Raw genomic sequence first — 13,885 nt, forward strand, 5'->3', positions numbered from 1 at the left:
GGAGTCATCATGCAAGCGGCAATCGTAACAGCGCTGGGGCAAGCCCCGGTTTTCGGCACCTTTGAGGAGCCTCAGGCGCAGGCGAATGAAGTGCCGATCGACGTTCTGGCTGCCGGCATCAAGCAGCTGGATCGCGCCACCGTCGCCGGCACTCATTATTCCAGCCCGAAGCAATTGCCGATCGTGCCCGGCACCGACGGCGTGGGCCGTACGGCGGACGGGCAACGGGTGTACTTCGCCTCTTTCCGTCGCCCTTACGGCGCGATGGCCGAGCGCAGCGTCGCGTCCTGGACGGTGCCGGTGCCGGAGACGGTGGACGACGCCACGGCGGCGGCGCTGATCAATCCGGCCTTCGCCGCCTGGCTGCCGCTGCGCTGGCGGGCGGATCTGCAGCCCGGAGAAACGGTGCTGATCATTGGCGCCACCGGCACCTCGGGCAAGCTGGCGGTCGCGGCGGCGCGTCAGGCGGGGGCCGGGCGCATCGTTGCCGCCGGTCGGCGCCTGAGCGTGCTGGAGGCGTTGGGCGTGGACGCCACGGTGGATCTGAGCCTGCAGGGCGAGGCGCTGGCGCAGGCCTTCGCGGCGGCGGCGGGGCCGGGTGGTTATCAGGTGATTGTCGATTACATCTGGGGCCCGGCGACCGAAGCGCTGCTGGCGACGCTCAATAATCACGATCTCTCGTCTTACGCCGGGGGGCGCGGCATTCGCTTGGTCAACGTCGGCTCGATGGCCGCGCCGGACATCCGGCTGCCGGCGGCGGTGCTGCGCAGCAATCAGCTGCAGATCCTCGGCAGCGGCACCGGCAACTTCCCGCCGATCCCGGAGATGCAGCGCTACGCGACCGAGATTTTGGCGCTGGCGGCGACCGGAGCGCTCACTATCGAGACGCAGGAGCACGCGCTGGCGGAGATCGCCGAGGTGTGGGATCTGAACAAGAAAAGCGACGTGCGTTCGGTGATACGCATCGCCCGCTAAGCCCTGGCCGCTAGCGGCAGAGGCAGACCAGGTGAATGTCCTCCGGCTCACGGGCGAACAATTCGGTATCCGGCTGTTCGATGAGCCGGCAGCCCTGCGCCAGATAGAAGTCTACGGTGCTTTTGTTGGGAATGGAGGAGACGTACAGCCCGGCGGCGCCTTCTTGCGCCGCCTGCCGCAGACAGAGCTGGAACAGCTGCTTGCCTAACCCCTGGCCGCGTTGGTGCGCGCTGACGTAAAAGAACAGCAGCTGGCGCAGATCTTGCCGCGGGCCGCGCGGTTCGGTGTCCAGCGCCGCCGCTGCCACGATTTCCTCGCCTTCGAACAGCGCGAAGAACGCGCCGCCGCGATCGAAGCACGCTTCGTGGATCGGCGTATAGGTTTCCCGATCGTGCGGATCCCAGCCGCGCACATCGTAGTAGTCCGGGTAGGGGTGTAGCTTGCCGTCCTGCAGGCGATACAGGGTGTCGATAATTTCGCTGCGGTCGATATCCCACAGCCGGTCGAGTTGCTGCCGTTGCAGCAGTACAGGGGCGATCATGCTCGTGGTTAACTCTCAATCTGTGGCCGGTAACTTTCCGGCAAATCGATGATAAAGCCGATGCCGCGATCGTCGAGACCTTCGGTGACGCGCAGCTGCGCGCCGATTTTGTCGGCCAGGTTGCGGGCGATGGCCAATCCCAGCCCGCTGCCGGTCTGCTGCGTGCCGGGCACGCGATAAAAGCGCTCAAACAGGCGCGGAAGGTGCTCTTCGCTCACCCCGGGGCCGTTGTCGCGCAACGTAATATAGCAGCCGAGTGGCGCCAGCGAGCGGATATTGGCTTCGATGCGGCTGCCGGGCGGCGCATACTTGAGCGCATTGTCCAGCAGGTTGGTGAAGATGGCGATCAGCGCATGGCGGTCGGTACTCACCACCACCTCCTCGCTGCCGTCGAGCGACAGTTCGACATCTTTTTCCAGCGCATAGGGGACGTGCTGCGCGATGCATTTTCCAATTTCGGCGTAGATGTCCACCGCCTCAATCTTCAGCGGAAAATCTTCCGCCTCCAGCTTGGCCAGGTTGATCAGCTGGCGCGACAGCGACGCCGCCCGATCCAGCCCTTGCTGCATGTCGCCGATGATTTCCCGGCGCTCCTGCTGCTCGCTGACCTGGGTCAGCAAATGCAGCTGCGCCAGCACGGCGGCGATCGGCGTGCGCAGCTCATGCGCGGCGTCGGCCATAAATCGTTTCTCGCGCTGATTGGCGGCGTCGATGCGCGCCATCAGTTTGTTAACCTCCATCACCACCGGCCGGATTTCCTGATACTGCTCGCTGACGTTGATCGGCGACAGATTGCCGGGCTGACGATCGGAAATGGTTCGGGCGATCTGGCGCAGCGGCCGCAGGCTGAAATAGGCCGTAAACAGCAAGGTGATGATGATGGCCGCCAGAATGCCCAGCAGCGGCATGGCGGTGCTCTCCGCCGGGTTGCCGAACAGCGTGGTGCGATCGTTGAACGATTCGCCGACGATCACCCGGTACTGGCGATTCTCGCTCCAGCTGCCGGCGAGATGCCAGTTGGCGCCGGCGTAATTGACCGAGCCGGACAGCACCGAAGGCGGCAGGCGCAGCGGCTCTCCCTGCGTTTGCGAACTGTAAAGCACCCGGTTGTCTCGATCGTAAACCACAAACAGCGGGTGATAGTCGATTTCATCCTGCATGCCGTTATTGATGGAATCAATGTACATGTCTTCAATGGTCTTGATGATGCCGCGGTAATCGATATGGTCAGTGCCGGTTTCGTCGAGAATATTGGCGATGCCTGCAGCGACGATGCGTTGCTGGTTATCGAAATATTTCTCCATGTCGGGGTAATACCAATATTTCACCCAGGCGACGAGGATCCCCCACAATAATAAAATGGCCAGCACCTGGAAAATAATGGTGCGCATAAAGAAGGATTTGAAACCGATCATTTCGCTACTCTTTCTTCAGCAAATAACCAATGCCGCGCACGGTAATAATTCTTTCTTTACCGATCTTGCGCCGTAAATTATGCATGTGCACTTCCAGCGAGTTGCTTTCCACGCTGTCGCCGTGGCCGAACAGCCGCTGTTCCAACACCGCTTTGCGCACCACGGTGCCGGCGCAGCGCATCAGTTCGTGCAGCAGGTGATACTCTTTTTTCGACAGCATCAGCAGTTCGTTATCCAGCATGACCTGATGGTTGACCGGATCGAGATACAGCGCGCCGAGGCTCCAGGTTTGTGACGCGAAGCCCGCCATGCGCCGGTTGACCGCCTTGACGCGCGAGATGAGTTCGGGCAGCGCAAAGGGTTTGGCCAGAAAGTCGTCCGCGCCGGAATCCAGGCTGTTCACCAGGCTTTCAATGCGGTCGCGGGCGGTCAGGATTATGATCGGGATATTTTGCCCGGCGGCGCGCCAGGCGATCAGCCTCTGCAAACCGTCACCGTCCGGCAGCGTGAGATCCAACAGCATCAAATCGAACCCACCGGATGAAAGTTTATTTTCCGCGTCGACGAGCAGGCGCACCCAGCACAAATTAAAGCCGGCCAGCTCCAATGCTCGGCACAGCGCCTTGCCTAATTGCAGGTCGTCTTCCACCAACAGTATGTTCACGTTATTTCCGCTGAGATCCTTGAGTCGCGCTTATCTAACTATAACGCTGACGGGAAGACAACGGGGAAACCTGCGCTGCCTGCACGTTCTTAAGCAAACCTTAATCTGGCTTTAATCTCGCGTTAAGGGAACGAGGGGGAATTTCAGTTATTTTGCTGCCATTCGAAATCATGGCTGAGGGAGCGAAACATGCAGACTGACGGTTCCCCGCTCGCGGGCGCCTCGCGGCGGCTGATGTATTCAGGCGTGGCGATGCTGCTCGTGCTGTTGATGCTGTCGTTTCGCGGCGATGTGCACAGCCCTGCTCACAAAGGCCTGCATGCTTCCGGTTTGCAGCGGGGCCATCAGGTGGCGGTAACGGACGCCTCCGGCTGCGCGAAATATCGGATTAAAAAGCTGCTGCGCCGCCTGGCTCAGCTCTGAAGCGTTTTCTAGAGCGCCGCTCTATACTCTGACTGGCAAACGGGGAGCCTGTGCGCAGGCCGTTATTTTTATATCGCCAACCAGAGAAAAAATACGATGACGAAAGTGGCATTGGTGACTGGCGCAAGCCGGGGAATTGGCCGTGCGACCGCTTTGCTGCTGGCCCGGCAGGGCTATGCGGTGGGCGTGAATTACCTGCGTGACGAAAATGCGGCGCGGCAGGTGGTGGCGGAGATTGAGACGCAGGGCGGTAAGGCGCTGGCATTGCAGGCTGACGTGGCCGACGAAGCGCAGGTGATGGCGATGTTCGGCGCACTGGATGCCGGGCTGGGCACGCTCAGCGCGCTGGTCAACAACGCCAGCATTCTGTTCCAGCAGGCGAACATTGAACAGTTGACCGCCGAGCGCATCAATCAGGTGCTCGGCACCAACGTTACCGGTTACTTCCTGTGTTGCCGCGAGGCGGTGAAGCGCATGGCGCTGCGCTATGGCGGACGGGGCGGCGCCATCGTCAACGTTTCCTCCGCGGCGTCCCGACTGGGGGCTGCGGGAGAGTACGTCGACTATGCCGCCTCGAAAGGCGCCGTCGATACGCTGACCATAGGTTTATCGCGGGAAGTGGCGGCGCAGGGCATTCGCGTCAACGGCGTGCGGCCCGGATTCATCTATACCGAGATGCACGCCAGCGGCGGCGAGCCTGGCCGGGTGGATCGCGTGAAGGACAGTTTGCCGATGCAGCGCGGCGGCCAGCCGCAGGAAGTGGCGGAGGCGATCGCCTGGTTGCTGTCTGACGCCGCATCTTACGTGACCGGCACCTTTATCGAGGCCGCAGGCGGGCGTTGAACGCATCCGTAGGGTTTTGACATCCCTCCGGATGCGAGGTGTTTTGATTAAATAACAATCAAAATGTAGTTACAAAAATGTATGTTTATTTTGAATGGAATCAGGATAAAAATCACAGTAACCAGCGCAAACACCGTGTCAGTTTTGAGATTGCGCAACGGGTTTTTCTGGATCCCAACCATTTGGCTGTGTTGGAAAGGATCGAGGGTGGAGAAGAACGTTGGCAAACGATCGGCATGGTCGGATCCTGCTTGCTGTTGCTGGTGGCACATACGACGATCGAAACGGATGTCGAAGGCGATACAGTAGAGATCGTGCGTATCATTTCAGCACGCAAGGCCGATGCCAAAGAGAGGGGAAGAGATGAAGCGCAAAAATTCCGCCAAAAATCTGGCCCATAGCGTACTCCCGCCGTTGACGGAGGAGCAGAAAGCGCAAATTGCTTCACTGAGTGCGTTGCCGGACGAGGACATCGATTATGCCGATGCGCCGGCACTGGATGAGGAAAAGTGGCAGGCTGCGGTTCAGGGGCGTTTTTATAAACCGATGAAAGTATCGAAAACCATCCGCATCGATGCGGATGTGTTGGCCTGGCTTCAGCGGCCAGGCAAAGGCTATCAGAAACGCCTGAACGCCGTGTTGCGTGAGGCGATGTTGAAAGAGCATGAACACGGGGAATAATGTGTGCCAGGCGGCTAACGATCCGGTGAGGTTCTCACCGGATTTTTTTTGCTGTTTTTTCAGGTAATGCGTTATCAACGCCGGCGGTCTAATTGTGACGCTCGGTCAAAACCACACAAACGGTCATTAACGGTCATGCTGTGGAGCGTGGAATTGTGACCGTTTACCGTTTCTCTCCTGTTTACCTCAGGCGTACGCGCATCATAACTGCCTGTTACTCCACACTTTCGTAATTATTCATTTCATTTCCTTCCCGATTTTTTTGACAACTATCACATCGCGATCGTTGACCGATCGCAGGGCGATGCGCTTTGCGTCCGCGCGCAAAACGCGGCGCGGCAAATCGATATCGTAATCAACGTTGTGGAGGAGAAAAGAAACATGCTGCCTGTAGAACGTCATCGCTTTATCACCGAAGTCTTGAGCCAGCGCGGCCGCGTGATGGTGCAGGAGGTGGCGCAGCTGTGCCACATCTCTATCGAGACGGCGCGGCGTGATCTGGCCTTGCTTGAACGGCGCGGCCTGCTGCTGCGCAGCCACGGTGGCGCAGTGTTCGTCGAGCCGCCGGCGGTGGAGAAAACCTATGTGCCCGCCGAGATAGACCAGGGGGAATCTTTCCGCCAGCGCAGCAACGAGGCGCCGGAACAGAAGACGCGCATTGCCAAACGCGCGCTGGAATTTATCGCGCCGGGGGACTGCCTGCTGCTGGACAGCAGTTCCAGCAGTTGGTTTTTGGCGCGCCAACTGCCGGATATCTCGCTGGTGGTGCTGACCAACTCGCTGCACATCATCCAGACGCTGGCCTGCAAGGCCAACGTGCGCACCATCGGCCTGGGGGGCGAGTATTCCGCCAAGTACGAGGATTTTATCGGCGTGCTGGCGGAGCAGATGCTGAAGGAGTTCGTGATCAACAAGCTGTTTTTCTCCTGCCACGGCATCTGCCAGGACGGCGGCATCCGCGAAAGCAATGAGCACCATGCGCGGCTGAAGCAGCAGATGCTGCTGGCGTCGGAACGCAAGTTCCTGCTGGTGGACAGCAACAAGTTCGGCCGCCGCTCGTTCGCCCGCATTTGCCATTACCGGGAAATAGACACGCTGATCACCGACAGGCTCAGCGACGACGAATTTCGTCAGGAACTGGCCTGGAACAACGTCGACGTGATTGAAGTTTCACCCGCCGCGAAAAGGGCGGCGCGATAACAACAATGAAAACCCTTATTACAGCCAACACTTGTGGAGAGAGAACAATGAAAAAATCCGTACTGGTCGGTCTGTTTGCCTCGCTGCTGCTGTCGGTCTCCGCGCAGGCGGCGGACAAGCTGAAAATGGGCGTGGTGGTGAAGATCGGCGGCATTCCCTGGTTCAACGCCATGGAGGCCGGCATCAAAAGCGAGAGCGCCAAACGCGACATCGACGCCTGGATGGTTGGGCCGACGGCGGCGGATCCGGCGCTGCAAGTGCGCGCCATCGAGGATCTGATCGCGCAGAAGGTGGACATCATCGGCGTGGTGCCGAACGACGCCCGGGTGCTGGAGCCGGTGCTCAAGCGCGCGCAGGAGGCGGGCATCAAGGTGATCGTGCACGAATCCCCCGGCCAGAAGTACGCCGACTGGGATTTTGAGCTGGTGGACGCCTCGCAGCACGGGGTCAACCACATGAAAGCGCTGGCCGCCTGCATGAAAGAGCAGGGCAAGTACGCGGTATACGTCGGCAGCCTGACGGTGCCGCTGCACATCACCTGGTCGGACTCGGCCATCAACTACCAGAAGCAGCACTACCCGAACATGCAACTGGTGGGCGACAAGTTCGGCGTGGGGGAATCGCTGGATGACAGCGTGCGCACCACCAACGATCTGATGGCCAAGTATCCCGATCTGAAAGGCGTGCTGGCGTTCGGCTCGCAGGGGCCGATCGGCGCCGGGCGCGCGGTGCTCAACCGCGGCAAAAGCAACGATATCTGCGTCATCGGACCGTTCAGCCCGGGCCAGGGCGCTTCGCTGGTCAATCGCGGCGCCATCAAGGGCGGTTACATCTGGAATCCGATGGTGGCCGGCGAAGTGTTCGTGCGCATCGCCGACATGATGCACAAGGGGGAGAAAATCACCGACGGCATGACCATCGAAGGCATGGGCAAGGTGCAGGTGGATGCGCAGCAGCACACCATTCTCGGCAACGCCACCGAAAGCCTGGATAAGCAAAACCTGCCGAAGCTGGTGAAGATGGGGCTGTAATCATGGCGATTTCCGGCAATACGGCAACGCAGGGCGCGCCGCTTATCGAACTGCAACAGCTGTCGATGACCTTTGGCGGGCAGCGTGCGCTGAACGATATTTCATTGGCGCTGATGCCGGGGGAGGTGCACTGTCTGGCCGGCACCAACGGCTGCGGCAAGAGCACGCTGATCAAGGCGATCGCCGGCGTCTATCAACCGGACGACGGCAGCCGCATTACCCTCGATGGGCAAACCTTCGGCCGGCTGTCGCCGGATCAGGCGCGCGCCTTCGGCATTCAGGTGATCTATCAGGATCTGTCGCTGTTTCCCAACCTGACGGTGGCGGAAAACATCGCCTTTGAACACAACCTGCGCGGGTTGCTGGGTTGGCACCGCCCGGCGCGGCTGCGGCGCGCCGCCGAACGCCAGCTGCAATCGCTGAGTTTCAATCTGGATCTCGACAAACGGGTGGCGGAGCTGCCGATCGCGCAGCGCCAACAGGTGGCGATCTGCCGTGCGCTGGTGGCGCAGGCGCGGCTGGTGATCATGGACGAACCGACCGCTTCGCTGACCCGCACCGAGGTCAACCAACTGCTGCGCACGGTGGACTATCTGAAAGCGCAGGGCATCTGCGTGGTGTTCGTCAGCCACCGGCTGGACGAGGTGCTGGAGATCTCGGATCGCGTCACGGTGATCCGCGACGGCAACAAAGTCGGTACCTGGCCGGCGGCGGAGATCACCGGCGATCGTCTGACCGAGCTGATGACCGGTCTGAAGCTGGACTATCGCCTGAAAGCGCCCAGCATGAATAAGGATCGGGTGATGCTGGAGGCGGATCGCCTGAGCCGCGCTGGGCAGTATCAGGATGTGAGTTTCCGTCTGCATCAGGGGGAGGTGCTCGGTCTGTGCGGGCTGCTCGGCTCCGGGCGTACCGAGCTGGCGCTGAGCCTGTTCGGCATGACCCGGCCGGACAGCGGAAAACTCTACCTCGACAGCAAACCGGTGCGCTTTCGCGGCCATGAGGACGCGATCAAGGCCGGCATCGGCTACGTCTCGGAGGATCGCCTGACGCTGGGGCTGGTGCAGCAACAGTCGGTGGCGGATAACGCGGTGCTGACCATTCTCGATAAGCTGCGCGGGCGTTTTCGCCTGATCGACGACTACCGCAAGAATCGCATCGTCGCGGAGTGGATCGCCAAGCTCGGCGTGCGGGTGGCGGATCCGGATCAGGCGGTTTCGACGCTGTCCGGCGGCAATCAGCAAAAGATCGTGCTGGCCAAGTGGGTGCTGACCCAGCCGCGGATCTTGATCCTCGACTCGCCGACCGTCGGCGTCGACGTCGGTGCCAAGGCCAGCATCTATCAACTGATCCATCTGCTGGCGCAGGAGGGGATCGCCATTTTGCTGATCTCCGACGAGGTGCCGGAGGTGTATTACAACTGCGATCGGGTGCTGCACTTCAGCGGCGGCAGCGTGATCGGCGAATACCTGCCGGGGCAGGTGAGCCAGCAACAGCTCGCGGAGGCGGTCAATGCGTAGATTCAGTTTGAAACCGCGCGGCAACGAAGGCTACCTGGCCTGGGTGCTGCTGCTGACGGTCATGGTCTTTTCACTGCTCAGCGATCGGTTTTTAACGGTGCAAAACCTGCTCGATCTCAGCGAAAGCTATGCGGTGAGCGGTATTTTCGCCCTCGGCCTGTTTGTAGTGCTGGTGACCGGCGGCATCGATATCTCCTTCGCCGCAGTCGCCTCGGTGGTGCAGTACCTGATCGCCACGCTGGCGACCCACTACGGCCTGGCCAGCCCGGCGGGCAGCATTCTGCTGGCGTTGGCGATCGGTGCCGCGCTGGGCATGGTCAATGCGCTGCTGATCTACTGCCTGCGCATCGTCTCGATCATCGTCACCATCAGCATGCAGGCGTTGTTGTTCGGCATGCTGATGTGGCTGACCAACGGCCGCAGCCTGTACGCATTGCCGGACTGGTGGACGCTGCCGCGCAGCGTGCTGCCGTTCCAGCTGGGTGAGCAGAGCTATCAGCTCGGTTTGCCGACGCTGGTGATGCTGGCGGTGGCGCTGCTGACCTGGCTGCTGCTGAACAAAACGCACCTCGGGCGCCAGCTGTTTGCCGTGGGCGGTGATGCGGAATCGGCGCGGCGCATCGGCATCCGCGTTGGCCTGCTGCATTTGTTCGCCTATGGCTATCTGGGCGCGATGGCGGCGATCGGCGGCCTGGTGCAGGTGTACCGCATGGGGGAAGTGGTGCCCAACGCGCTGGTGGGCGGGGAGCTCGACGTGCTGGCGGCGGCGGTGCTGGGCGGCGCCAGCCTGAACGGCGGCAAGGGCAGCGTGGTCGGCACGCTGATGGGCGTCTTCCTGATCGGCGTGCTGAAAAACGGCCTCAACCTGATCGGCGTGTCCAGCTACTTCATGAACGTGGTGATCGGTCTGGTGATCGTCGCGGCGATCACCGTCACTCACTACAAGAAACGCAAAGAAACCGACGTCGGTTTCGCCTGAGGAGCGCCTGATGGGCAACAACCTGAAATTTCGTCCGGACGGGGTCGCCGTCGGTCTGCTGGCATTGCTGCTGGCGGTGGTGCTGGGCTTTAGCCTGCTGATGCCGGGGCGCTTCTTCAGCGGCGCCACCTTCACCAGCGTGGCCTTCCAGCTGCCGGAGCTGGGCCTGCTGACGCTGGCGATGTTCATCCCGATCCTCAGCGGTGGCCTGAACCTGTGCATTATCGCCAGCGCCAACCTGACCAGCCTGCTGATGGCCTGGCTGTTCATCAGCTACCTGCCGGCGGATGCCGGGCTGGGCTTGCAGGCGCTGTGGCTGGCGTTGGCGCTGGCGGCGGCGATGCTGTTGGCCGGGCTTATCGGCGCGGCGACCGGCGCGTTGGTGACCTACGTCGGCGCGCATCCGATTCTGGTGACGCTGGCCACCATGACGACGGTCAACGGCATCGGCATTTACCTGACGCGCGGCGCGGCCCTGAGCGGCATGCCGGAGATCGTGCGGTTTATCGGCGCCGAGCGCGTGCTGGGCGTGCCGGTACCGCTGTGGATCTTCCTGGTGGTCGCCGCCTTGCTGGCGCTGTTCTTGCAGAAAACCCGGCTCGGCAAATGCATCTACATGAGCGGCAGCAACATCAACGCCACCCACTTCAGCGGCGTGAATACCCATCGGGTGTTGATCGCCATTTACACCCTCTCCAGCCTGCTGTGCGTCATTGCCGGGCTGGTGATGATGGCGCGCTTCAACTCGGCGCGCATGGGTTACGGCGACTCCTACCTGCTGCTCACGGTGCTGGCGATCATACTGGGCGGCACCGATCCGTTCGGCGGTTTTGGCCGGGTCAGCGGCGTGGTGTTGGCGCTGATCGTGCTGCAGGTGATCGCGACCGGTTTGAACTTGATGAACGTCAGCCCGCATTTCAGTCTGGCGATGTGGGGCGCGGTGCTGATCGCGGTGCTGGCGCTGAAGTTTTTCCGCCATCGCTATCAGCAGCGGCGGGCGATGCGCCGCAGCGCGGCCCAGGCCAGAATCGCGGCGGGCCACTGATCCCTTTTCCCTTTTGCGCAGGATAACGCTAATGAAATACCAGATTTCACCTTCACTGATGTGCATGAACCTGATGGATATCCGGCAGCAATTGGCGGTGCTGAATCGCCGCGCCGATATGCTGCATATCGACATCATGGACGGGCACTACGTTAAAAACATCACGCTGTCGCCGTTCTTTATCGAACAGATCCGCCCGCATACCTCGTTGTTGCTGGACGTGCATTTGATGGTGGAGAACCCAACCGATTTTATCGAGCCGATCGCCCGCGCCGGGGCGGACTTTATCTGCCCGCACGCCGAAACCATCAACCGCGACGCGTTCCGCGTGATCAATCAAATCCGCGCGCTGGGCAAAAAAGTGGGGGTGGTGCTGAACCCGGCCACGCCGGTGGAGTTTATTCGCCACTACCTTCACCTGCTGGACAAGGTCACCGTCATGACCGTCGATCCGGGCTATGCCGGGCAGCCGTTCATTCCCGAAATGCTGGACAAGATCCGCCAGTTGCGCGATCTGAAACGCCAACAGGATCTGAACTATCTGATCGAAATAGATGGATCCTGTAACCAGCGCACCTACCGCGATCTGATGGGCGCCGGCGCGGAAGTGTTGATCGTCGGCAGTTCCGGGCTGTTCAACCTCGATCCGGATCTGGAAACGGCGTGGGAAAAGATGCTGGATCAGATGCGGCAGGCGGCCTGAGGCGGGGGATATGATGCGGTATTTTCTTGGCGTTGACGTCGGCGGCACCAATACCCGTCTGCTGTTGATGGATGATGAAGGCGAGTTCAGCGGTTACCGCAAGATAGCGACCGCCGATTGGGCGCAGCGGGCCGATCCGCTGGCGACGTTGGGCGATCTTATCGCCCGGCATTGTGAGGATCGTCAGGTGGCGCAGGTGATGCTGGGGCTGCCGGGGATCCTCAGCCGCGATCGCTCGCGGGTGCTGTCGCTGCCGTTCATTCCGGCGCTGGATGCCCAGCCGGTGGCGGCGCTGTTGGCCGATTTGCTGGCGCTGCCGGTGCGAATGGACAAGGACGTCAACCATCTGCTGTGGTGGGATTTGCAGCAGCTGCCGGCGCTGCCGCAGGTGGCGGTAGGGCTGTATCTGGGCACCGGCATGGGCAACAGCCTGTGGCTGAACGGCGATTTTTACCACGGGGCGCATGGCGCCGCCGGCGAGTTGGGGCACATTCCCTGGCCGGGCCATCTGGGCGAGTGCCCGTGCGGCAAACGGGGCTGCGTCGAGAGTTTGACCTCCGGCCATTGGCTGACCGGCTGGGCGCGTGCCAACGCGGCGCAAACGCCGTTCGACCGGCTGTTCGAACGCCATGGCGATCATCCGGATTTGCGGCGTTTCGTTGAACGATTGGCGCAGACCATCGCCATCGAAATGAATGTGATCGACCCCCAACGGCTGATCCTGGGTGGCGGCGTGATCGCCATGCGCGGTTTTCCGTTGGCGCGGCTGGAGCAAGAGATCCGCCGTCATCTGCGCGGGCCCCAGCCGGCACAGGGATTGGCGATCTCCATCAGCCGCCTGACCGATGAAACCGGCAGCAAAGGCGCCTGTCTGGCAGCCCGGCGCCACCTCCAATTGAGCAGGGAGTACCCGCAATGAAAGGCAAAGTCTGCGTGTTCGGTTCGTTCAACCTGGATATCGTCGCCGGCATGGCGCGCTTTCCGCAGCCCGGCGAATCGCTGATCGCCCGTAACAGTATGATGGGGGCGGGCGGCAAGGGCGCCAACCAGGCCACCGCCGCGCTGCGCGCCGGGGCGCGGGTGCATTATATCGGCAAGGTGGGGCGCGACGACTTCGGTACCTTCGCCCGGCGTCATCTCGCCGCGGCCGGCTTCGATGCGGTGACGCTGTTCTCGACCGGCGATTGCCCGACCGGCAATGCGCTTATCTACGTTGCCGGCGAGGATGCGGAGAACATGATCGCCGTCGATCCCGGCGCCAACCTGACGGTCAGCGAGGACGAGGTGCGCCAGTGCCGCCCGGCGATCGCCGCGGCGGATATTCTGTTGACCCAGTTGGAGAACAACCTGCCGGCGATCGAACAAGTGATTGCCATCGCCCGCGAGGCGCGGACGTTCATCATTCTCAACCCGGCGCCGTTTCAGCCGGTGCCGGACAGCCTGCTGGCGCAGGTCGATCTGCTGACGCCCAACGCCACCGAATGCACGTTGCTGACCGGCGTGCCGGTGCGGGATGTGGCTTCGGCGCGTCAGGCGGCGCAGGTGTTGCACGCCAAGGGCATTCGTTTGCTGATCGTGACCTTGGGCACGCAGGGGGCGTTGTTCTCGGACGGGGAACACAGTGAGCTGATCCCGGCGTTTCCGGCGCAGCCGAAAGACACCACCGGCGCGGGGGATGCGTTTAACGGCGCTCTGGCGGCGCAGCTGGCGAATCAGGTGCCGTTAGCCGATGCGGCGCGCTTCGCCGCCGCCTACGCGGCGGTCTGCGTGGAACGCGCCGGGGCGGCGGGATCGATGCCGAGTTATGAGGAGGCGTTGGAACGCCAGCAGGCGTTCGCTTGACGTTGACGGGCTGCGGCGCAGAG

General features: G+C 61.7%; 16 protein-coding genes. 13 read left to right on the forward strand and 3 right to left on the reverse strand.

All coding sequences use genetic code 11. The annotated features are described in order from the left end of the window. Positions 1–9 precede the first annotated feature (9 nt). Positions 10–975 (forward strand): zinc-binding alcohol dehydrogenase family protein, encoded by a 966-nt coding sequence (locus L085_RS08375; protein WP_044030533.1) that lies wholly within the window; start codon positions 10–12, stop codon positions 973–975. A 10-nt stretch (positions 976–985) separates the two neighbouring features. On the opposite strand, the gene L085_RS08380 is transcribed toward L085_RS08375, so the two are convergent. Genes L085_RS08380 through L085_RS08390 form a run of 3 tightly spaced genes read right to left on the reverse strand, consistent with a single transcriptional unit; the run spans position 986 to position 3,595 of the window. Further along, positions 986–1,513 (reverse strand): GNAT family N-acetyltransferase, encoded by a 528-nt coding sequence (locus L085_RS08380; protein WP_031300620.1) that lies wholly within the window; start codon positions 1,511–1,513, stop codon positions 986–988. Between the two features lie 11 nt (positions 1,514–1,524). Next, on the reverse strand, positions 1,525–2,931 hold the full coding sequence (locus tag L085_RS08385; RefSeq protein WP_044030534.1) for an ATP-binding protein: 1,407 nt from the start codon (positions 2,929–2,931) through the stop codon (positions 1,525–1,527). A gap of 4 nt (positions 2,932–2,935) precedes the next feature. After that, the gene (locus L085_RS08390; RefSeq protein ID WP_004931642.1) at positions 2,936–3,595 is read right to left on the reverse strand and encodes a response regulator; all 660 of its coding nucleotides are present in this window, start codon (positions 3,593–3,595) and stop codon (positions 2,936–2,938) included. A 189-nt stretch (positions 3,596–3,784) separates the two neighbouring features. Between L085_RS08390 and L085_RS08395 the strand changes: the two genes are divergently transcribed. From L085_RS08395 to rbsK, 12 genes are all read left to right on the forward strand, one after another. Continuing rightward, the gene (locus tag L085_RS08395) at positions 3,785–4,018 is read left to right on the forward strand and encodes a hypothetical protein (RefSeq protein ID WP_004931645.1); all 234 of its coding nucleotides are present in this window, start codon (positions 3,785–3,787) and stop codon (positions 4,016–4,018) included. 96 nt (positions 4,019–4,114) lie between these two features. Next, positions 4,115–4,861 (forward strand): SDR family oxidoreductase, encoded by a 747-nt coding sequence (locus L085_RS08400; protein WP_044030535.1) that lies wholly within the window; start codon positions 4,115–4,117, stop codon positions 4,859–4,861. A gap of 77 nt (positions 4,862–4,938) precedes the next feature. Beyond that, positions 4,939–5,262: a BrnT family toxin gene (locus L085_RS24555; protein ID WP_015378978.1), complete on the forward strand. Its 324-nt coding sequence runs from the start codon at positions 4,939–4,941 to the stop codon at positions 5,260–5,262. Further along, a complete protein-coding gene (locus L085_RS08410; protein ID WP_004931651.1) occupies positions 5,225–5,542 on the forward strand; it encodes a BrnA antitoxin family protein in 318 nt (105 codons plus the stop codon). The genes L085_RS24555 and L085_RS08410 overlap by 38 nt, the downstream gene beginning before the upstream one ends. A 381-nt stretch (positions 5,543–5,923) precedes the next feature. Next, a complete protein-coding gene (locus L085_RS08415; protein WP_044030536.1) occupies positions 5,924–6,742 on the forward strand; it encodes a DeoR/GlpR family DNA-binding transcription regulator in 819 nt (272 codons plus the stop codon). 47 nt (positions 6,743–6,789) lie between these two features. Next, positions 6,790–7,773: a substrate-binding domain-containing protein gene (locus tag L085_RS08420; protein ID WP_015378977.1), complete on the forward strand. Its 984-nt coding sequence runs from the start codon at positions 6,790–6,792 to the stop codon at positions 7,771–7,773. 2 nt (positions 7,774–7,775) lie between these two features. Next, the gene (locus tag L085_RS08425; RefSeq protein WP_044030537.1) at positions 7,776–9,293 is read left to right on the forward strand and encodes a sugar ABC transporter ATP-binding protein; all 1,518 of its coding nucleotides are present in this window, start codon (positions 7,776–7,778) and stop codon (positions 9,291–9,293) included. Next, on the forward strand, positions 9,286–10,272 hold the full coding sequence (locus L085_RS08430; protein WP_004931660.1) for an ABC transporter permease: 987 nt from the start codon (positions 9,286–9,288) through the stop codon (positions 10,270–10,272). Before L085_RS08425 ends, L085_RS08430 begins: the two co-directional genes overlap by 8 nt. Positions 10,273–10,282: 10 nt before the next feature. Further along, positions 10,283–11,317 (forward strand): ABC transporter permease, encoded by a 1,035-nt coding sequence (locus L085_RS08435; protein ID WP_044030539.1) that lies wholly within the window; start codon positions 10,283–10,285, stop codon positions 11,315–11,317. A gap of 31 nt (positions 11,318–11,348) precedes the next feature. Then, the gene (gene alsE, locus L085_RS08440; RefSeq protein WP_015378973.1) at positions 11,349–12,020 is read left to right on the forward strand and encodes a D-allulose 6-phosphate 3-epimerase; all 672 of its coding nucleotides are present in this window, start codon (positions 11,349–11,351) and stop codon (positions 12,018–12,020) included. Positions 12,021–12,030: 10 nt separating this feature from the next. Then, positions 12,031–12,939, forward strand: a complete 909-nt coding sequence (gene alsK / locus L085_RS08445) for an allose kinase (RefSeq protein ID WP_044030540.1) — start codon at positions 12,031–12,033, stop codon at positions 12,937–12,939. Further along, a complete protein-coding gene (gene rbsK, locus L085_RS08450; protein WP_021505706.1) occupies positions 12,936–13,862 on the forward strand; it encodes a ribokinase in 927 nt (308 codons plus the stop codon). The genes alsK and rbsK overlap by 4 nt, the downstream gene beginning before the upstream one ends. The last annotated feature ends 23 nt before the right edge of the window (positions 13,863–13,885 follow it).

Source organism: Serratia sp. FS14 (assembly GCF_000695995.1).
GTDB lineage: Bacteria > Pseudomonadota > Gammaproteobacteria > Enterobacterales > Enterobacteriaceae > Serratia > Serratia nematodiphila.